At 36.4% G+C, this 18,929-nt stretch carries 20 protein-coding genes and 1 riboswitch; of the genes, 7 read left to right on the top strand and 13 right to left on the bottom strand.

Annotated features, from left to right (window positions below; translation table 11 throughout):
* Nucleotides 1-75 precede the first annotated feature (75 nt).
* The 3 genes from aguA to ACI3K6_RS08990 all read right to left on the bottom strand — a co-directional run bounded on the left by aguA (nucleotide 76) and on the right by ACI3K6_RS08990 (nucleotide 3,933).
* The gene (gene aguA / locus ACI3K6_RS08980) at nucleotides 76-1,212 is read right to left on the bottom strand and encodes an agmatine deiminase (RefSeq protein ID WP_435554535.1); all 1,137 of its coding nucleotides are present in this window, start codon (nucleotides 1,210-1,212) and stop codon (nucleotides 76-78) included.
* Nucleotides 1,196-2,605 carry an APC family permease gene (locus ACI3K6_RS08985; protein WP_435554536.1) on the bottom strand — a complete coding sequence of 470 codons (1,410 nt, stop codon included), beginning with the start codon at nucleotides 2,603-2,605 and terminating at the stop codon, nucleotides 1,196-1,198. Before ACI3K6_RS08985 ends, aguA begins: the two co-directional genes overlap by 17 nt.
* A 446-nt stretch (nucleotides 2,606-3,051) precedes the next feature.
* Complete coding sequence (locus ACI3K6_RS08990) at nucleotides 3,052-3,933, bottom strand: MurR/RpiR family transcriptional regulator (RefSeq protein WP_435554537.1); 882 nt, start codon at nucleotides 3,931-3,933, stop codon at nucleotides 3,052-3,054.
* Between the two features lie 243 nt (nucleotides 3,934-4,176).
* Between ACI3K6_RS08990 and ACI3K6_RS08995 the strand changes: the two genes are divergently transcribed.
* Nucleotides 4,177-5,403 carry an NAD(P)/FAD-dependent oxidoreductase gene (locus ACI3K6_RS08995; RefSeq protein WP_435554538.1) on the top strand — a complete coding sequence of 409 codons (1,227 nt, stop codon included), beginning with the start codon at nucleotides 4,177-4,179 and terminating at the stop codon, nucleotides 5,401-5,403.
* 179 nt (nucleotides 5,404-5,582) lie between these two features.
* Here ACI3K6_RS08995 and ACI3K6_RS09000 read toward each other — a convergent pair whose 3' ends face one another.
* Together ACI3K6_RS09000 and ACI3K6_RS09005 are read right to left on the bottom strand one after the other, a co-directional pair.
* Nucleotides 5,583-5,939, bottom strand: coding sequence for a nucleotide excision repair endonuclease (locus ACI3K6_RS09000; protein WP_435554539.1), 357 nt, complete (start codon nucleotides 5,937-5,939; stop codon nucleotides 5,583-5,585).
* Between the two features lie 271 nt (nucleotides 5,940-6,210).
* Nucleotides 6,211-6,531 (bottom strand): PTS sugar transporter subunit IIA, encoded by a 321-nt coding sequence (locus ACI3K6_RS09005; RefSeq protein WP_335477398.1) that lies wholly within the window; start codon nucleotides 6,529-6,531, stop codon nucleotides 6,211-6,213.
* A 528-nt stretch (nucleotides 6,532-7,059) separates the two neighbouring features.
* Between ACI3K6_RS09005 and ACI3K6_RS09010 the strand changes: the two genes are divergently transcribed.
* The 6 genes from ACI3K6_RS09010 (at nucleotide 7,060) to ACI3K6_RS09035 (ending at nucleotide 12,027) form a co-directional block, all read left to right on the top strand.
* Nucleotides 7,060-8,229: a glycosyl hydrolase family 28-related protein gene (locus ACI3K6_RS09010; protein ID WP_435554540.1), complete on the top strand. Its 1,170-nt coding sequence runs from the start codon at nucleotides 7,060-7,062 to the stop codon at nucleotides 8,227-8,229.
* Nucleotides 8,230-8,663: 434 nt separating this feature from the next.
* Nucleotides 8,664-9,236, top strand: coding sequence for a TetR/AcrR family transcriptional regulator (locus tag ACI3K6_RS09015; protein WP_435554541.1), 573 nt, complete (start codon nucleotides 8,664-8,666; stop codon nucleotides 9,234-9,236).
* 66 nt (nucleotides 9,237-9,302) lie between these two features.
* Nucleotides 9,303-10,139, top strand: a complete 837-nt coding sequence (locus ACI3K6_RS09020) for a transporter substrate-binding domain-containing protein (RefSeq protein WP_435554542.1) — start codon at nucleotides 9,303-9,305, stop codon at nucleotides 10,137-10,139.
* 30 nt (nucleotides 10,140-10,169) lie between these two features.
* Nucleotides 10,170-10,814, top strand: coding sequence for an amino acid ABC transporter permease (locus ACI3K6_RS09025; RefSeq protein ID WP_435554543.1), 645 nt, complete (start codon nucleotides 10,170-10,172; stop codon nucleotides 10,812-10,814).
* 14 nt (nucleotides 10,815-10,828) lie between these two features.
* Nucleotides 10,829-11,566, top strand: a complete 738-nt coding sequence (locus ACI3K6_RS09030; RefSeq protein ID WP_435554544.1) for an amino acid ABC transporter ATP-binding protein — start codon at nucleotides 10,829-10,831, stop codon at nucleotides 11,564-11,566.
* A gap of 35 nt (nucleotides 11,567-11,601) precedes the next feature.
* Nucleotides 11,602-12,027: an OsmC family protein gene (locus tag ACI3K6_RS09035; RefSeq protein WP_435554545.1), complete on the top strand. Its 426-nt coding sequence runs from the start codon at nucleotides 11,602-11,604 to the stop codon at nucleotides 12,025-12,027.
* A gap of 430 nt (nucleotides 12,028-12,457) precedes the next feature.
* Here the strand turns inward: ACI3K6_RS09035 and ACI3K6_RS09040 are convergent, their stop codons facing one another.
* The 8 genes from ACI3K6_RS09040 to ACI3K6_RS09075 form a co-directional block, all read right to left on the bottom strand.
* Nucleotides 12,458-13,195 carry an energy-coupling factor transporter transmembrane component T family protein gene (locus tag ACI3K6_RS09040; RefSeq protein WP_435554546.1) on the bottom strand — a complete coding sequence of 246 codons (738 nt, stop codon included), beginning with the start codon at nucleotides 13,193-13,195 and terminating at the stop codon, nucleotides 12,458-12,460.
* Nucleotides 13,192-14,769, bottom strand: a complete 1,578-nt coding sequence (locus ACI3K6_RS09045) for an ABC transporter ATP-binding protein (RefSeq protein WP_435554547.1) — start codon at nucleotides 14,767-14,769, stop codon at nucleotides 13,192-13,194. The genes ACI3K6_RS09040 and ACI3K6_RS09045 overlap by 4 nt, the downstream gene beginning before the upstream one ends.
* The gene (locus ACI3K6_RS09050; protein ID WP_435554548.1) at nucleotides 14,747-15,343 is read right to left on the bottom strand and encodes an ECF transporter S component; all 597 of its coding nucleotides are present in this window, start codon (nucleotides 15,341-15,343) and stop codon (nucleotides 14,747-14,749) included. Before ACI3K6_RS09050 ends, ACI3K6_RS09045 begins: the two co-directional genes overlap by 23 nt.
* Nucleotides 15,340-16,026, bottom strand: coding sequence for a thiaminase II (gene tenA / locus ACI3K6_RS09055; protein ID WP_435554549.1), 687 nt, complete (start codon nucleotides 16,024-16,026; stop codon nucleotides 15,340-15,342). Before tenA ends, ACI3K6_RS09050 begins: the two co-directional genes overlap by 4 nt.
* A 111-nt stretch (nucleotides 16,027-16,137) precedes the next feature.
* Nucleotides 16,138-16,239: riboswitch (TPP riboswitch) on the bottom strand.
* 227 nt (nucleotides 16,240-16,466) lie between these two features.
* Nucleotides 16,467-16,802: a zinc ribbon domain-containing protein YjdM gene (locus ACI3K6_RS09060; RefSeq protein ID WP_435554550.1), complete on the bottom strand. Its 336-nt coding sequence runs from the start codon at nucleotides 16,800-16,802 to the stop codon at nucleotides 16,467-16,469.
* Between the two features lie 116 nt (nucleotides 16,803-16,918).
* The gene (locus tag ACI3K6_RS09065) at nucleotides 16,919-17,173 is read right to left on the bottom strand and encodes a Fic family protein (protein ID WP_435554551.1); all 255 of its coding nucleotides are present in this window, start codon (nucleotides 17,171-17,173) and stop codon (nucleotides 16,919-16,921) included.
* A gap of 98 nt (nucleotides 17,174-17,271) precedes the next feature.
* The gene (locus tag ACI3K6_RS09070; RefSeq protein ID WP_435554552.1) at nucleotides 17,272-17,409 is read right to left on the bottom strand and encodes a TetR-like C-terminal domain-containing protein; all 138 of its coding nucleotides are present in this window, start codon (nucleotides 17,407-17,409) and stop codon (nucleotides 17,272-17,274) included.
* 573 nt (nucleotides 17,410-17,982) lie between these two features.
* On the bottom strand, nucleotides 17,983-18,929 hold a 947-nt coding region (locus ACI3K6_RS09075; RefSeq protein ID WP_435554553.1), incomplete at its 5' end, for a fibronectin type III domain-containing protein.

The raw sequence follows: 18,929 nt of genomic DNA on the forward strand, positions 1-18,929 counted from the left end.
TTTTGTAGTTTGTTAAATTTTCTGTTGATGTTTCGTATGCTTTAATACGATAATTTATCATTTTTTAATTTTTATTTATCTCGCTCCCACTAATTCCAAAGGTTTAACGGCAGGGATTGCCATCGGCTGCTGCTGGGTAATGCAGTGAATGTTTCCGCCGCCAAGAAGAATTTCTCTTGCGTAAACTCCAACAACTTCCCGCTCCGGATACAATTCTCTGAACAAAGCTAATGCTTTTTCATCGTTTGCATCGTTAAACAGCGGTATAATGACTCCTCCATTTGCAGTGTAGTAGTTGGCATAAGACGCAGCCAATCGATCCCCCTCAACACGAGGCAAGGTTCCATCGACGCTGTCAACTCCTTCACTTTCTTCTTTTGTGATCAGTATAGGAGACGGGACATACAATTTATGAATTTTTAGTTTGCGGCCCTTGGCATCCGTTTCTTTAGATAAAATCTCATAACATTCCTTAGAAATTTCATATTGCGGATCTGTTTCATCATCTGTCCAAGCTAGGACAACTTCACCAGGTCGGACATAATTGCAAATATTATCAACATGACCGTTTGTCTCATCAAGGTAGATACCGCGCTTTAGCCAAATGACCTTATCTGCATGTAAGTACTCTTTTAACGTATCTTCGATTTCCTTTTTTGATAGATGCGGGTTTCGGCCTGGGCTTAACAAGCATTCCTCAGTGGTAATAACTGTCCCATCACCGTCAACATGGATGGAGCCTCCCTCAAGGACAAAGTTATTAAGGCGATACCGGTCCTTGCCTTCCATTTCACAAACCTTTTGTGCAACGTGATCGTCATTGAACCAAGGGAAGTACAGGCCATCGACAAGCCCGCCCCAGGAATTAAACGTCCAATCTACTCCGCGGACTTCTCCAGTTTGATCATTCACTACAAATGTCGGGCCTACATCGCGCATCCAAGAATCGTCTGTTACCATTTCAACCACACGAATATCTTCAGGCAGCATGTGTCTTGCGTTATCATATTGTGCAGGGCTGACCACCATCGTCACCGGTTCAAATTTGGAGATTGCAACAGCAACATTAACAAAGGCATGTTGTGCTGGCTTAGCACCATAGCGCCAGTTATCTGTTCTTTCCGGCCAAATCATCCAGCAGCCATCATGGTATTCAAATTCTCCAGGCATCCGGTATCCATCTCTTTTTGGGGTACTAAGCAATGTGTGCATGTTTATCGTCTCCTCCTTGTTTATGATCCTTTTGTTTTAGACTACGGTTAATAAAGAATTCTCCAATGAGAACTGAAGTTATCGTTCCGATTAATAACGGAAGTTTACCGACTATTTCATCCTTACTTAAATTAAGTGGAACAACCGTAAACACAACAGACATTAGAAGTAAAACAAATGGTACATAGGCGATTACCTTTAACATGAAACCCGTAGCCTTTACCTTATATGGTCGTTCCCGATCAGGATCCATTTTACGAAGCTTCAAGAAGGCTGGGAACATAAAGAGATAAGATGCAAGCAAGGTAACCATATTTAGAGCAAAGAAACTCCAAAATATATCTTCTAGTCCAAAATTGTTCATTAATGGAACAATTACAACAAGGACCGATGCAATGATACCGTTTAGAAGCGGTGCACCAATTGGCATTTCTGTTTTTTCATTTTTCCATTTAAATATTTTTGGCAAGCTGTGATTTTCACTTGCATAAAGGGCCACATAGTTAACACCGTATGCCCATGAAATAAGGTTTGCGGCAAGTGTAAAGATAAACATTAAGCCGATAATGGCAACAAACCAACCTGCGCCAGATCCCAGCAAAGTGGAGAAGCTTTCTATTAATCCACTATCTGTAGTAAGCTCTTTAAATGGAATTGCTACTCCAATTCCGAATGCTGCCAACAAGTAAAACACTGCAATCAATGCTCCACCCATAATCAGAGCTTTCGGAATATCCTTCTGTGGATTATCCATCTCCCCAGCCATTGATGTAACTACTTCAAAGCCAAGGAAGTTGAAAATGATAACCGATAAAAATGAAAGGCTGGAAATATCCATCGAAGGCAACATGGTCTTCATATTAAATGTATTGGCCACTCCTTGTGTAAAGGCAAAATAGATACCAATACCGCCGAGGCTCACCATAATAAACACTTTAAAAATAGCTGCCATATTTAAAATCCATTTGCTATCACTTATGCGAAAGAAGCTGATAACGGTTACAATCCAGATAAATGCTAAAGAAATGATGATCGCACTTATAGAGCCAAATTCATGACCAAATATTTCTGTAATAGTAGTAGGAACAAGTACTGCCAGTGAACCCATCCATAGTGGATAGTTAATCCAATAGAACCAGGCGACACGGCCGCCATTTCTTGGGCCAAAGGCACGTTTTACCCAATCATATATTCCTCCTTCATCATCATAGGTCGTTCCAAGTTCGGCTGAAACTAAACCATATGGAAGAAAAAAACCGATTAAAAGCAGGATCCACCAGAAAAATTGGGAGGGCCCAACCGCAGCTGCTGGAGCAACAGATTCTGCCACAAGCACAACGGTTACAGCCATTAGTACCGAATCAAATAACCGAAGCTTTTTTTTATTTTCCATCGTTCATACTCCTCATGCATTCGGTTGACAAAATTTAAGGGTACCCGATCAATCAAATTCTGTTCTTCCGTCAACCAAGCTGATTTTTTAATTTCCAACATTCCTGCAGTAATGTTTACACCCTTATCTTAATGCTGTTTTTAAGCGCTGAGAATAGGTTTTGCGGCTTTAGAATCAAGAACAACCACCTTTAAAAAAGTTCCAAAACACGAAACAAAACCCTTAAAAAACGGGGGTTTTTCCATTGCTTCCAAAACATGTTCCAAACCCCGAAACATGTTTCATATCATCATGAGGAGGTTCTGAGATAACAAAAGGAACGTACATCTTTGTATAAATGAAGACTCGCCCAGTAGCGAGTCATTTTGAATAATTCATGAGGTTTAATGGATTGTATGCAATCTGAATGTATGTAATAAATCTGTTTAGCCCCAAAAAAAAAGACCTCATACGATGAAGTCATTTGAGGCCCTTTTTATATTAAATGTGGATTCTTTCGTATATCCACCTATCTCGTTTTCCCCATTAAAGTAAGGGGGGGAGTCGAACTGTTGATCTGCATTCTCGGCAATCTCTTCCATATATTTATAAGCAATTAATTCGATTAGACTAATCATGGAAATCCGAGAAGTCATATCAATTCCGTTCACTTGAATAGAATCGGCGAATACGTAAAAATTAATATGGCTCATATTTTGTACCGGATTATTGTTTGCTGATGTGATGGATACAACTGTAGCTTTTGATTTTATATTTAATAATTCTATATCTCTTATCAGTTCCTTGTCTTCCCCTCCATATGAAAAGAAGAACACAAGGTCTGTGTTGCGGATACCATTTAAGAGCATTTGCCGAAAGTAATTATCCTCGGGGAACACCACTTCAAAACCAAAACCGGAAAATAAATATTCGAAATAATGACCGACACTCTTGTTTAAACCGCGTGCCATGATCACAAGTCTCGGTTTATTCTTCAAAAGCCGGGAGATTTGATTGACTTTCTCAATATCCAGAACCCGGACAGATTCATATATATTTTTTAAGTATTCAATTCGATAATTTTCCTGTGAAACAACAAATGGATTATGAAACTCTTCATGATCCGTATCTGTAAATTTTAAGATTGCTATAAAATCACTATAACCGGAAAAACCAATTTTCCTTAGAAAGCGGATAATGGTTGCTGGTGATACATAACATTTGGCAGCCAAATCTCGGATTGTGCTCTTCTTTACTTCTTCCATATTTCGAATAATGTAATTATACAGGTCTTTCTCATTATGGTTTAAAGTATTTATGTGTTTGGATGTTATCTCAAAAAAGTCCATTTTGAAGCCCTCCGATGTTACTTTTTGCAGCAAAAACCGCTAGAATTTCCTCTCCTCTATTATACCACTTGGTAATACCTATTACCTTTTCGGAGTCGTGTAATTTTTGACAAAATTAGCAACAATCGTATACTTCATTCCTTTAATTTTGTTTAACCGATACCAATTTCACTTAGATTTCTGTATACACAAATTGAGGTTGGAAATAGTAACATTATACTTTTTTATAATTGGGGGATATAGATGAATGTACAATCTGGAACCTATTATTGGCCTACTACTTTTCCTGATGCTCCATCATACACGGTATTGGAAGAGGACCTATCTTGTGATGTATTAATCATTGGAGGAGGGAGCTCTGGAGCACAGTGTGCATATTACCTCGCTGATACTAATTTAGATGTGGCTGTGATTGAAAAAACTACGATTGGGAGCGGCAGTACTAGTTCGAATACAGCCCTTCTTCAGTATTCCGGTGAAAAAATGTTTACCGATCTAATCAATACCTTTGGATCAGATTACATCGAAAGGCATCTACAATTACTTAAAGAGGCTATTAATGAAATTGAGGTAGCATCTAAGAACGTCACGATTGATTGTGAATTCAGCAGAAGAGACACCTTGTATGCCGCAAGCTGTGCAGAAGACGTTGAAAGTCTGAAAAAGGAATATGAATTTTTAAAGCAGCATAACGGTGAACTTACCTTTTTATCAAAGGAAGAGATTGAAGCAAAATATCCCTTTAGCAGGGAGGCTGCTATTTATTGCTACAACGATGCAGAAATTAACCCATTCAGATTCACCCATGCACTATTGGAGCATGCCGCAAGAAAAGGGATCAAAATATATGAACATACAGAAATGAACGGGCACCATTTTGATGATAAAATAGGAAAGATGATTGTTTCTACAAAGAATGGTCATACCATACAAGCACGCTATGTGATCTTTGCGGCAGGTTATGAAGGAATAGAAATTAAAAAAGAGAAGAAGGCTTCGTTTGTAAGTACATATACAGTGACTACCCAGCCAGTAGAAGATCTCTCCCAATGGTATAACAGGACACTTATTTGGGAAACCGCTCGCCCCTATTTATATATGCGAACAACTAGAGATAACCGGATCATTATAGGCGGGCTTGATGATAATACTGCGTATTCTGAAGATCGAGATAGTAAACTCATTCACAAAAAAAATCAACTGATTGAAGAGTTTAATAAAATGTTTCCCACTATTCAAGTGCAGCCGGAATATTACTTAGCGGCGTTTTATGGAGGCACAGTGGATGGGATTCCAATCATCGGCAAATATGAAGCCTATCCAAATAGTTATTTTCTATTTGCCTTTGGTGATAACGGGATGGTTTACAGCCAATTGCTATCGAAGATTATTGTCGAAGAAATTGTTAAAGGAAAATGTCCAGATTTAGATCTCTACTTGCAAGATCGTCCTTTACTAAATAAGGGCTGAAAAATGGGGATGGTATAATCCCTTTTTTTTTGGGTTTCATTTTCGTCCAAATTAATTGATATAAATTGGGTTACAATACCGAATTAATCAACCAAAATCAACAATTTGATTAAAAAAAGGCACCCATTAAGGATGCCAACTTGATTTTTTCTAGTTTTACCAAACGTGAGCCATCTAATTTATCTAAAAAAAGCCTTGTCGATATTGTACTTCGATTTGAGTTCATTAATAATGAACGTTTCATATATTTCTCTATGTACAGGGTCTTCAATCACACAAACATCTATTTTAGTGACTTCCTCTCTATGCATTTTCATAGGAGAAACAGTATCTTCAAAATGCTTTTTAATTCTTTGTCTTAATTTCCTTGCCTTACCAACAAATAATAGCTCTTGGTGATCGTTATAGAACATAAAGATGCCGCCCTTATCTCTAGGAATAAGGTGGAATTCTGTGAATCCATAAATATTGCTTCCTTCTGGGTTCTTTTGTTTAGAAATTGTAACAGTTGGTTTTGGAATGGTTATGTTTATCATTCTCGTTCACTCCTTCGTGTATTTGTTGTAATATGATGTTCTTCTTCATTCTTTATTTAAGAAACAATCAGATAAAAAATAAGCAAGTTATATTCCAATCAATAAGCTATATTCTTCCGTCTATTAAGGCCATATTTAATAGTATTCACTAATTTAGCAAATTTCTTCCACCCTCTATCGGATAATTAAAAACCGGGAAACAAAGAGGGAGGTCCTATGTTAACGTGTAGAACGCCCATTTACAAGCGTTCCTATAAACGTCCTGACTGTTCTATATTAACTGCCTATACAACTGAATCATTTCTGTAACAACCATCGTAATCGTATCTACACTCATCAGCTGATCTTCCGCATGAATAACGATAAGGGAGAACTCTAGTCCTTCGCCACGTGCCTCTTTCTGCATTAATGAAGCATGAGTTTTATGACCTTCTATATAAAATTTTTTTGATTCGGTCAACTTTTCTTCTGCTAGCTCAAATCTTCCTTCTTTTGCTGCATAAAGTGCCTCCATAGCTAAGCTTTTAGCCATACCTACGTTACTTATTATATTAAACGACACTGCATAATAATCGTTTAGATCTATTGTCATTCTGCCTTCCTACCTAATAATAAATTTAGTTTATTGCAATGTACATCCAATTATTTGAAATGCCTATCTAGAACTTTCCATCGTTCATCATACCATAATTACATGTTTATGGTTACAATCGAATAATTCAAATACTTTCAATTAGCTTCTATTTTGCCTTTTCATATATTTAATCGGAGTTCCAGTTAGAATACTCTTCTTTATTCTGTTGATAGAAAAAATTATATTGCTAAAAGGATTACCCGAAAATAACCATTATTGGCTACTAACTTATTTACTTATGATAAAGGGCTCCGCCCTACTCTCCCTGTGTTTCTTCAAAAAAATAGCAACCACCGGTAATGTCCGACGGAAACGATTGGATATTCGTCTAATTATTAGCATATACAACTAAATAAGCCACATTCTTTTCTATGTTGAGTTTTTATCTAGGAAATGTTTAGTACCTTCCATTTAATCGTTTGAGTAAAGAATAACCAATTCAAAACGGGTGTGCGTAATTTTTTGGGGGAGTTGATTCTAACCTGTATGAATTACTATCTACTACCAGAAGATTTTGGGGCAAAAGGTGATGGAGTTACAGATGACACACAAGCGTTAAAAAATTGTATGGCCAGTGCACTAAGGGGAATGGGAATCGTAAACCTTAAACCTCGTGCCACCTATATCATTTCACAAACAATAGTAATCCCAGACTATATTTCTATTATTGGTAATAATGCTTTAATAAAAGTTGGCGGTGCATGGAATCAAGTGTCTGTAGGTGCCAGTGTTCCTGTTGATGCTATGCTTTGGATAAAGGGACGGGAACCTATTGCCGGAACAGATTTGACGATGAGCACGAGATTTATTAGCGATTTACAAATTGATGGAAATGCCAATTACAAAAACCTTATTGGCATGTATATGGGGACTGCAGATCAAAGTAAAATTACACAATCCTCAAGCGTCAACTACGCTGTTTATAACAGTACATTTAAAAATATTTCAATCTCGCATGTCTTTACCGGCCTTTTTCTAGCAGAAGTATGGGGATGTTTTTTCGAATCTATTACTGCCTTTTATATCGGGGACAGTGGCTTAAAAATACAGGGACAAATTGTGAATAACACCTTTGTTGGCTGTCACTTTACGGGTTCAAATAATGGTGTGTATGTAAATGGAGCAATCTACCAAGGTTTTATTAGACGACCGGAGGGCTGCATGTTCATTGGTGGTTATATTGGATCAGCCAGATGGGGTGTGAATGTTGTCCAAGGTCTCGCTTTCAAATTCTCGCACGTGATCATTGACTTAAACACCCACTTTGCTATTACAGGTGCCGATATGTCAGACTTTGTATTTGATGGGTGTTGGATTTACTCTAAAACAAGAGCGATTGATATCCAAGCCTTTTTTACAACTAAAAATAACACCTACGTAGCTTTTCATAATTGTAATATTTTTAGTGATGGCGTAGCAGACCCTTATGTCGTCTTTGTCCATGTCAGACAAAATGGGATAGTGTTCAATGGTTGTAAAATCAAAGGTGCTATGTACTGGGATGATGGTACTAGTGGTGTTGTCACCAACTGTCTATGGGGTGACCCACCCACCTCTAGGGCGCGAATCATTAAATATGGATCTGGAATGGTTAGACAATCTCTTAATATGTTTAAACATGATGGAACCCTTATTGTAACTTCCGGAACGAATTAATCTTAGAATCTAATACCTTTTGACTCACCATCATAATGGCCCAAGTGTCCCCATACTATTATTCATTTCTCTGTAGAATGCTGCTCCTAGGTCTCTTCGAAGGAACAAACTTTCCGATAATCGACGTTTATTCACTAATCATACTGTGCGTAAAAAACGGAATTGCTGAAGTGATTCCGTTTTTTTAAATTTTTTTCGACTACTAATGATGGCTCCTTTACTTATCGTAACGTTCAACAAAACTATATAAATGAGTTTTTTTCACCAATCGGCATCTCCTTGAAAGAGGATAAAAAATAATTCCTACTAAATCTATCGAATTTGTTGACTAAACTCCCAAAGTTTATTAGGATTGTATTGACTGACTAATCAATCAATAATTGGAGGTGTTCATTTCGAAGCCCAATCCTACTCTCGACAGAAGAGAACAGATATTGAAGATTTCACTGAAGTTATTTTCAAAAAATGGTTATCACAAAACCAAAATTTCCGATATTGTTCGTGAAGCCGGGGTCGCGCAAGGTACTTTTTACTGGTACTTTCCAAGTAAAGAGGCCATTGCTTTAGAAATTATTCAAAATGGTCAACAGCATATTTTAAAGGTTGTTGCACAAGGCTACCGCCAAACAAACGGAACGGTTCAAGATGCCGTAAAATCATCAGAAAAATTATTTAAAGATTTATTTGAATTTGCTGAGGAAAATAAAAATTTAATTAAACTTTTACTTAACGGGGTAGAAGCAGAAGCCTCAGTCAACAACGTCATCAAAGAAACTTGGGTTAAAGTTGAGCACTCTTTTCAAAACAACATTAAACGCGCTATTGAGCTGGGAATATTGCCAGAAAAAGATCCCTCTTTAGAATCAGCATTTTTAATCAGTCTCATCCTTGGAACTTTGGATAGATGGCTATTCAGTTCAGAACATTCAACTTTAACAAAAAAGTCAGCTGGTGAAATTGCGCATGATCTAGTCAGTTTTGAGTTTTTCGGTTTGCTCGGAATATAGAAAAATAAAACCCAAGGGCAGGTTGTTTGTAAAACATTAACTTCAAATAATAGAGGAGATAGGAATATGAATATAAAAAAACAATCTTTATTCGCATTAATTCTAATGTTAACAGTTTCATTATTATTAAGTGCATGCAGTTCAAACAGCAATAGTAATACAGCTAAAGGAAATGCAGATAAAGGTGACTTATTGCAACAAGTTAAAGACAAAGGCGTTCTTAAAGTTGGGTTAATGGGTACATACCAACCATATAACTTCCTAAACAAAAATAAGCAAATGGATGGATTCGATGCAGATATTGCAAAAGAAATTGCTAAACGTTTAGATGTAAAAGTTGAGTTCGTTGCTCAAGAATTTTCTGGAATGATTGCCGGCTTGCAAGCAAAGAAATTTGATGCTGTCATCAGTCAGATGACCATCACCCCTGATCGGCAAAAGCAAATGGACTTTTCCGATCCTTATATTACTAATAATGTAAAGGTTATTGTCCGCGAAGATAATAATACTATCCAGTCAGTAACCGATTTTAAAGGGAAAAACATAGGGGTTGGGTTAGGGACAAACGATGAAACGTATCTTCGAACTGTATTACTTCCGAAGGTTGGTAATTTTAATATCAAAACATACGATGATGTTATCACATCACTTAAGGATTTAGATGCAGGCAGAATTGAAGCTACTATTAACAATATGTATGCGATAAAACCAGTTGTTGAACAGAATGGTTTTAAAATCAAAGCGGTAGGTGAACCAATTAAATCAGATAAAGCCGGAATTGCTGTCCGTAAAGGCAATCCGGAATTTGTGAAAAAAATAAACTCTATTTTAAGTGATATGAAGAAAGACGGGACTTATAACAATATCTTTGTTAAATGGTTTGGTGAAAAACCTCAAGATTAACCTACTGACAAAGAAAGGATAAAACTTAGGATGAATCTAGTATTAGAAAATATACAATTTTTATTAAAAGGGGCGTACTATACGCTCCTTATCACCATTGTGTCCATGTTTTTCGGCACCATAATTGGGATAATAATTGCCATTGCCCGCTTGAAAGGAAATCGCTTTATCAGTTGGATGGCTCGTACCTATGTTTCGATTATTAGAGGAACCCCTACGCTAGTCCAAATCATTATTGTCTATTATGGACTAGCCGATTATAATATCGAGCTTAATCCATTAGTAGCGGCTTATATTGCTTTAAGTATTAACATTGGAGCTTATATTTCAGAAGCGATGCGGGGTGCGCTCCAATCGATCCCGAAAGGACAAACCGAGGCTGCATATGCTTCTGGAATGACACCCTTTCAAACAATAAGGCGAATCATTCTCCCGCAAGCAATAAGGATTGCTATTCCACCAATGGGAAATACATTTATTGGAATGTTAAAGGAAACTTCGCTTGTATCCGTTATTACTGTGACTGAACTTTTACGTTCAGCCCAATTATTAATTGCTCAATACTATGTCTATATGCCATTTTATTTGTCGATTGCATTGATGTATTGGATTATGAGCATATTATTTTCCTTTATACTTGAGAAAATTGAAAAACATTTATCTATCTATGTTTAGGTTGGAGTTTAATCATGATTAAAACAAACAAGTTATCAAAAAGCTTTCATCAGTTAGAGGTTTTAAAAGGAATCGACTTACAGGTGAACGACGGGGAAGTAGTTGCCATTGTTGGTCCAAGCGGCTCCGGGAAAAGCACTCTTCTCCGTTGCCTGAATGGGCTCGAGGAACTGACGGAAGGCAGTTTCGAACTAAATGGAAATGTTGTTTATTCGAAGCAAAGTAAAAAGGAACGGATCAAAGAATATCGTAAAATTCGTCTGCAAACAGGGATGGTGTTCCAACAATTTAATTTATATCCACATAAGACTGCTCTACAAAATGTGATGGAAGCATTGATGATTGTGAAAAAGTGGGATAAAGAAAAGGCGATTCAAAAAGGGGAAGCCCTGCTCTCAAGAGTAGGTTTATTTGATAAAAGAAATGAGTATCCTTCCAGATTATCCGGAGGGCAGCAACAAAGAGTTGCTATTGCACGTACATTAGCCCTAGAGCCAAGTATTATTCTTTTTGATGAGCCCACTTCTGCATTAGATCCTGAGTTAGTAGATGAAGTGCTAAATGTCATAAGAGAGCTTGCCAATGAAGGAATGACAATGGTTATCGTTACACATGAAATGCAGTTTGCTAGAGAAGTTGCAGACAGGATAATTTTTATGGCTGATGGAATCATTGTCGAAGAAGGAAAGCCAGAGGAATTTTTTATGAATCCAAAAACAGAGCGAGCAAAAAGATTTCTAAAATTACAATAATCATAGTAAAGAATCATAGTAAAGGTAGGATGAATATGATTGTACGTACAAAGTGGAATGGGCAGCGCGCCTTTACAGCTGTAGGGGATTCTGGATTTAAAATTAACATGGACGCAACGGAGGCCTATGGCGGAGAAGGAAATGGAATGACCCCTACTGAAATGCTTTTAGCTTCCGTTGCAGGATGTATTGGCATTGACGTCACCATGATATTACGCCACTACCTGCCTTCCATTCAAAACCTCGAGATCATAACTGACGGAACGAGAAAAGAAAAAGAGCCAAAAGGTTTCACCTCGATCCTCATAACATTTATCATTGATGGTGACATTGACAGCAAACGAATTTGGAGAGCAATTGACCTTGGGAAGGAAAAATATTGCGCTGTGTCTGATTCATTAAAGGCCGACATTGCCTTTCAACTAGTATTAAATGGTGAAGAACAAAAAAGAAACGAATAGATTTTTTGCAGTGATTGCCTTTTAGTGTCACTACTTAATGTTATATTTTTCAATTCAACAAAACCGATGCATTAGCCTCTTAACTGAGTAATATTTTATAAGCCGAAGTATACAAGTCTTTTTCAATACTCTATATAATTCGGCTTATTTTCTTTCCTATACAAAAGACCTTTTTTTTTACACACATTAATTAACTATCCCAAATGAAGAACAATTCCTCGCTATTTAATTGAGCTTTACCAATCCAAGGTTATCAACAGTATTTAATCATAGTACTATTACGGAATAATATTAAAAACTGGAACCGAATGTCATCTATCTCATAAATTCAACAAGCCAAAGATATACAGATTTTTTTATCTTATTATTTTTGGCTTGTTTTACTTAAAAAAACTCATTTAGATCATTCAACTTCATCAAAACTATTGTTTCATTTAATAAAAATGGAAATTCCTATTACAACAATTAATAAAGATAGTAAATAGGCTACGTCTTTTGTGACTACTCTAGCGGTTTGATAATAAGTTCTATCCCTTGCCCCCGTAAATCCACGCACTTCCATTGCAATAGCAATTCGTTCTGACTTTCTTATACCTTGAGTGAACAGTGGTAATGAGTACCTCATAAACGCTTTCCAACTTTTTTTTTGCTTATAACCTCTCACTTTATGTGCGATTTTCATTTGGTTGAATTCAGTTTGGAATAGCGGGATAAAACGAAACCCTGCTAATAGCCCATAAGCCCATTTAGGAGATAGTTTGCATTGATGAATGAAACTCATAATAAGTAAAGTCAAGTCTGTTGTTGAGGTAAACAACAATCCATACGTTACAAACCCTAACATCCTTATTGCAATGGTTAAGCCATGATTCATACTTTCCGCTGTAATATGAAACCAGGCCCATTTCCAAATGGTTTCTTCCCCTTCTCCAAAAGCCGCCATCATCCAAAACACAAGAATAAAAAATCCCAAGTACGGTAATAGACTTTTTAGAAGGTACCTAATTCTCCACCCCCCTAAAAAAATTCCAATGAATACCCCAAGTACCCATATCCCAAATGTCACTTTTGGATTTGTTATGGTCATTAACAGAAACATGACTAACAAATGAGAGAGTAATTTCATAGAAGGATTTAGGGAGGCGAGGAAAGAATCGTTGGATTTCATACAAAAAGCCGCTCCCTTCTTGCATACATTAACTGGTATTGAAGCGGCGGAATAATATCCGTTTCCTGTATGATTTCCTGATTAGAAAATAACCCGTATGGTGTCCCTTGATAGGCAACTCTTCCTTTATTCAAGAGAATGACTTGATTAGAACAAGTATCAACTAAATCCATATCGTGCGTTACCATTACAATGGTTGTTCCCTGTTCCTGTCTCTTCTTTAACTGCTTAATAAGTTCCTTAGTAGTTTTTTCATCCTGACCGAACGTTGGTTCATCAAGCAATAATAAAGGTTGATCAAACAATAACATGGTCGCTACACTTAACCGCCGTTTTTGCCCCAAGCTTAAGGTAAAAGGGTGGGCATTCTGAAAAGATTCCAACCCAAACTCCTGTAAAAGTCCAATGGTTTTGGCATGAATCTCCTCTTCTTGCCAATTTCTTTGTCTGCCGCCAAAAGCAATTTCCTCAAATACTGTATCTGTTATAAATTGAAGCTCTGGATTTTGAAAGACATAACCTGCCTTTTCATATAATTCCTGGTCAGACCATTTTTTAAGTTCCATATTTTGAAAAAGGATTTTCCCACTTTTTATTGGCTCTAACCGTATTAAACTTTTTAAGAAAGTGGTTTTTCCACCTCCATTTGCCCCGATGATAGAGACCCAATCACCTTTATGGATATCTATACTAATATCCTTCACGATCGCCTTTTTTTCATAACCAATTTCAACATTTTTAGTTGTGATCAAATGATCTTCAACCACTCTTTCTTGAGGCTTACGTTGCAACATTTCTGACAGCTTGATAGATAGTGGGTGCGAGGCACTTTCCACAACATCTATCCACTTGTAAGGGAATAGTTTAGGCCGCCAAACACCTGCTTCTGTCATTTCATGATGATAATGTAGCAGAATTTCTTCTGGCTTCCCATCCGCTATGATGCTTCCTCGCTCATTCATCAGAATGACCCGATCCATCCATTCGATGCAGCCGTCAAGAACATGTTCAACAAATACCATTGTTTGGTTGGTCATTTGTGATAGTTGTTTCAATAATTCAAATATATCCATTCTTCCAACTGGGTCTAATTGGGCTGTCGGTTCATCAAAAAACAATACTTCGGGTTCTAATGCTAATAAACAGGCTAATGCCAATCTTTGTTTCATCCCCCCTGAGAGTGTTTCAATGGGTGTTTTCCTATCAACCTTTAATCCTACTTGATCCATTACATCCAAAATGATTGGGTCCATTTGACTCCGGGGAATAGATTTATTTTCGAGACTAAAAGCAATTTCTTCATCAACACGAAGCATACAAAATTGAGTGTCCGGATCTTGAATCATAACACCTGCCTGACTCCTAAGAAACACTTCACCATTTACTTCTGCCTCAACATGCTCAGGAATAATCCCTGCAAGAGCAGAAATCAATGTAGATTTTCCACTCCCACTAGGGCCTAATATTAATACTTTTTCTCCTTTATTAATGGATAACGTCATATCATTAAGGATCTTTTCAGAACGATTGTAGAAGCGAATAGAAAGATTCCTACATCCCAGAAATTTTCCCATGAATGTCATCCTTTTTTCTTTTTTCTTTCATCAAGGCATATTGTTCTAAAACACCTGTCCTAGCCAGTGCATCCACTATGACCTTTGCTAACCAACCACCCAGAATGATTCCGCTGATCACATGTATTCCTAACGTTGTAAAAAATACGCCTGTGGTGTAGAATCCAAATCCATTAGCCAATATGTTATACCCCATCCCGACAATTGCTGCTAGAGCACCAGATAGCATTAACGTAACGAGGTCGTAGCGCTTGTATCTAAATAGGGCAAAAGCAATTTCAGACCCAATCCCTTGAAACACTCCTACTAACAAGGCTGAAAGACCAAAATGACTTCCCGTTAATAACTCAACAGCTGCTGCTGCAACCTCGGCAATAAAAGCGGCACCTGGTTTACGAATAATATAGGCCACTACTGGACTAGCAATCACCCAAATCCCAAACATAAAACCGGCACCGACAGGTCCTACTAAAGCAGAAATCGGGATCCAAAGAGTCGACCATCCTAAGTAAATAACTCCGCAGGCAACTGATAAAATAACTGTTAGCACGACTTCTTTCATCTTCCAATTCATCTTTTTACTGCCTCCATTTTTACTGGCCACTCCTCAAGTTTATAGGCCATATCCCAAAACATATATTCAAGCTGACAACTAATTAAGAAATGTTCTTTCATCTTTGCTTTTTCTTTCTCCGTTGCTTCCAAAGCCCATTCATCTATTCGTTCACAAAATTTGGTTGTAATAGAATCTGTCCGATTACCATAAAACTGAATCCATTCATAATAGGGATGAGAGCAATCCGGGTTAATTTCACTTAATAATCTCTTTCCAATTTCCCAATAAGTCCATGGACATGGCAATAAAACAGACAAGATTTCCCCTAATGTACCTTCATGAGCAATGGTCAGCATATGACGTATGTAATGAAGTGCAGATGGAGTTAGTGGAAATCCTTGCAGTTCCTCATATTGAACACCCGCTACCTGACAAAAGTTATGGTGTGGATGGATTTCGCTGTTTAATATAAATGAGATTTGCTTATTAAACATCTCCATATCTTCACGTTTCTCACATTTTGCTATGGCCATTCCATAGATTCTGATAAAGGAATTCAAGTATTCAAAATCCTGTTTGACATAATGAATAAGCTGTTCCTTTCTTAAATCACCATTGGCAATACCTTGCACAAAAGGATGTTCAAAAATTGCTTCAAAGATTGGATTTGCCTCTTTTCTCAATTCCGCTGAAAAACTCATAAATGTTTCCCCCTTTTGGTTATATTGGGAAGACTTTAAATGGAGCGATTCACTGTTAAAAAACAAAAAACCGCTCCAAAAATGGAGCGGCAGAATAATTGTAAATATACCCGTGCACGGTCTCCACTTTCCTACGCTAGTATGAACTAGATCAGGTTCAAAGGGTCCAGAGCAACTCTGTCTCAGCCAAAAATGGCTCCCCTAGTGGGTCTTCCTATAAAATTAATATTTACATTACACCGGCCTTACAATAAAGTCAATCAAATGATTCATTTATGATTCTTAAGTATCAAAAATAATCCAACCATTTTATGAGTAATAGTACTTTACTAATGGAAAACAAAAAACCTCATTTACTTATGATACAGTTTAATGAGGTTTCACTCCCTAAGAGAAAATATAATAAAAAGTTCTTTGGCTCAATTACATTAAAATCCTATTTATATTTTTTTTACAAACTCTGATTTTAATTTCATTGCACCAAACCCATCAATTTTACAATCAATATCATGATCCCCATCAACCAAACGAATATTTTTTACTTTAGTACCTTGTTTTATTACGGATGAACTTCCTTTTACTTTAAGGTCTTTAATGACTGTAATCGTGTCCCCATCGTTCAAAACATTCCCATTTGCATCTTTGAACGTCCTCTGATCCTCGCCCGTTTCGTGATTTAACGTCCACTCATAACCACAATTGGGGCATACTAACATTATCCCATCCTCATACGTATATTCAGAATTACATTTCGGGCAATTAGGCAAATTACTCATCGTTTTCAAATTCTCCTTGTGAAATTGGTATCCTTTAATACTACCTTTTTTTCTAATAAAAACAAATGCATTTTGAAATCCTCACTTTACTTATGGTACGGTTCACGGTAACATATCTAAATGGGGTTTTGTACTGCACTTAAAAAGATCCAATGAAGATTTAACTTCCTTCGCAAACAGCTAAATAAAGTCCTCATATTCCTCTGTCGTATGTGCTTTATTAATGCATTGTAATAAACTAATCGAATTTCAACTTTAATAATAATTGGTGGATAACAAGACTTAAATTCAAGATTTAAAAGCAGTCTCGAAGTTCGTCCATTACCATCGATAAAAGGATGAATGCCAACAAAAATTGCATCTAATATCACACCACGTTTAATTAGATGTAATTTTTTTGCTCCTCTATCATACCGATCATCAAAGCAACCATTTGCTGCTGAATTTTATATGGTGGAGGTGGGTATTGTTATTTCTTTTGAATAAAAGAAATTATATCAATATATAATGCTGTCATTTCTTGAGGGGTCTTATCTAAACCATTTTGAACCCATTGTTCAATTAATCCTAAAAAAGCAGACGTGATAAATGATAAAAAGTATTCCATTGGGATCTTTTACCGGAAAGATGAATCATCCTTCCATGATGAAAGAATCTATTAAAACTATATCCGAAATAAAAAAACTTTCAATTGATCACGTTTATCATCATGTTTTTTATAAAACTAAATCATACTTTTCTATTTAATGAAGAAGAAATACTGTTGTCTCTTTTTTATATATCAAAAATTAAGAGAGTACCAAAACACTGGAGAAGGATTTGCAGAGTGCCCATCGAACCATTGAATGACATTTCCTCGAATCGATAAGTCGAAGAGATTGCTAAAACAATCACTTTGGTCTAAGTCATCATCTTGTAGTTTCTATCCTCTCCATATTCTGAATCTAAAATCTCTAGTATACCGCAAATTGTATCTTTTACCTCTTTTGAAATTCCTTTTAGTTTATTTTTTTCACTTTGATATGCTATTTGTAACATTTTATTAAAAATCAAAGCTCTTACCCATGTACAACTACATGAATAAGAGCTTTTTATTATTATAAAAATATATTTTAATCTCTTTAGTAACCAATTATTAATATTTGAATTAACCATAAATAAATATCACTATTTAGTTTGTCTAATATGTTTTAGCATAAACTACATTTGTAAAGTTACTATATATTTTTGTTGTTCCAACTAATCTATATGCTTTCACTTTGTAATAGTAAGTATTTCCTTTTATTAATCCTGTATTTACAAAACTTAAAGAGGTTGTAGTTTTCACTAAGCTATATGTTCCATTACTTAAACCCGCTCTGTATACCTCATATCCACTTGCTCCTGCTACTGCATTCCATGAATTAGTTATACTAGTTGAACTTGTCCTTACTGCTTTACAATTTACTGGTACTACTGGGACTGGCTTTATACTTACAACAGTTGAGTAATTTCCATATATTTTTGTTGTTCCTACTAATCTATATACTCTTATTTTATAATAGTAAGTTTTTCCGGTCGATAGTCCTATATTATTATAGCTTAATACTGTTCCTGCTACTATCCCTGCTAATGAATATGTTCCTGTACTGCTTGTTGATCTCCATACTTCATATCCACTTGCTCCAGTTACTGCACTCCAACTTGTACTTATACTATTATATCCTGTTGATGTTGATTTTACGCTTGCTGGTGCAACTGGAACCGGCTTTGCACTTACGATTGGTGAATAGTCACTATATATTTTGGTTGTTCCATTTAATGCATATGCTCTTACTTTATAATAATACGTTGTTCCGGTCGATAGTCCTGTATTATTATAACTTAATACTGTTCCTGCTACTGTCCCTGCTAATGAATATGTTCCTGTACTGCTTGTTGATCTCCATACTTCATATCCACTTGCTCCAGCTACTGTACTCCAACTTGTACTTATACTATTATATCCTGTTGATGTTGATTTTACGCCTGCTGGTGCAACTGGAACCGGCTTTGCACTTACGATTGGTGAATAGTCACTATATATTTTGGTTGTTCCATTTAATGCATATGCTCTTACTTTATAATAATACGTTGTTCCGGTCGATA

Origin of the sequence: Neobacillus solisequens (assembly GCF_051233465.1) — a bacterium.
Taxonomy (GTDB): domain Bacteria; phylum Bacillota; class Bacilli; order Bacillales; family Cytobacillaceae; genus Neobacillus.

What these genes read in the sequence shown, in the direction of transcription:
- ACI3K6_RS09060 (WP_435554550.1), bottom strand. Translation starts at nt 16,802, where the DNA reads ATGAGTAATTTGCCTAATTGCCCGAAATGTAATTCTGAATATACGTAT.
- ACI3K6_RS09020 (WP_435554542.1), top strand. Translation starts at nt 9,303, where the DNA reads ATGAATATAAAAAAACAATCTTTATTCGCATTAATTCTAATGTTAACA.
- ACI3K6_RS09030 (WP_435554544.1), top strand. Translation starts at nt 10,829, where the DNA reads ATGATTAAAACAAACAAGTTATCAAAAAGCTTTCATCAGTTAGAGGTT.
- ACI3K6_RS09050 (WP_435554548.1), bottom strand. Translation starts at nt 15,343, where the DNA reads ATGAATTGGAAGATGAAAGAAGTCGTGCTAACAGTTATTTTATCAGTT.
- ACI3K6_RS09010 (WP_435554540.1), top strand. Translation starts at nt 7,060, where the DNA reads ATGAATTACTATCTACTACCAGAAGATTTTGGGGCAAAAGGTGATGGA.
- ACI3K6_RS09005 (WP_335477398.1), bottom strand. Translation starts at nt 6,531, where the DNA reads ATGACAATAGATCTAAACGATTATTATGCAGTGTCGTTTAATATAATA.
- ACI3K6_RS09045 (WP_435554547.1), bottom strand. Translation starts at nt 14,769, where the DNA reads ATGGGAAAATTTCTGGGATGTAGGAATCTTTCTATTCGCTTCTACAAT.
- ACI3K6_RS08990 (WP_435554537.1), bottom strand. Translation starts at nt 3,933, where the DNA reads ATGGACTTTTTTGAGATAACATCCAAACACATAAATACTTTAAACCAT.
- ACI3K6_RS09040 (WP_435554546.1), bottom strand. Translation starts at nt 13,195, where the DNA reads ATGAAATCCAACGATTCTTTCCTCGCCTCCCTAAATCCTTCTATGAAA.
- ACI3K6_RS08995 (WP_435554538.1), top strand. Translation starts at nt 4,177, where the DNA reads ATGAATGTACAATCTGGAACCTATTATTGGCCTACTACTTTTCCTGAT.
- tenA (WP_435554549.1), bottom strand. Translation starts at nt 16,026, where the DNA reads ATGAGTTTTTCAGCGGAATTGAGAAAAGAGGCAAATCCAATCTTTGAA.
- ACI3K6_RS09035 (WP_435554545.1), top strand. Translation starts at nt 11,602, where the DNA reads ATGATTGTACGTACAAAGTGGAATGGGCAGCGCGCCTTTACAGCTGTA.
- aguA (WP_435554535.1), bottom strand. Translation starts at nt 1,212, where the DNA reads ATGCACACATTGCTTAGTACCCCAAAAAGAGATGGATACCGGATGCCT.
- ACI3K6_RS09070 (WP_435554552.1), bottom strand. Translation starts at nt 17,409, where the DNA reads ATGGAATACTTTTTATCATTTATCACGTCTGCTTTTTTAGGATTAATT.
- ACI3K6_RS08985 (WP_435554536.1), bottom strand. Translation starts at nt 2,605, where the DNA reads ATGGAAAATAAAAAAAAGCTTCGGTTATTTGATTCGGTACTAATGGCT.
- ACI3K6_RS09000 (WP_435554539.1), bottom strand. Translation starts at nt 5,939, where the DNA reads ATGATAAACATAACCATTCCAAAACCAACTGTTACAATTTCTAAACAA.
- ACI3K6_RS09025 (WP_435554543.1), top strand. Translation starts at nt 10,170, where the DNA reads ATGAATCTAGTATTAGAAAATATACAATTTTTATTAAAAGGGGCGTAC.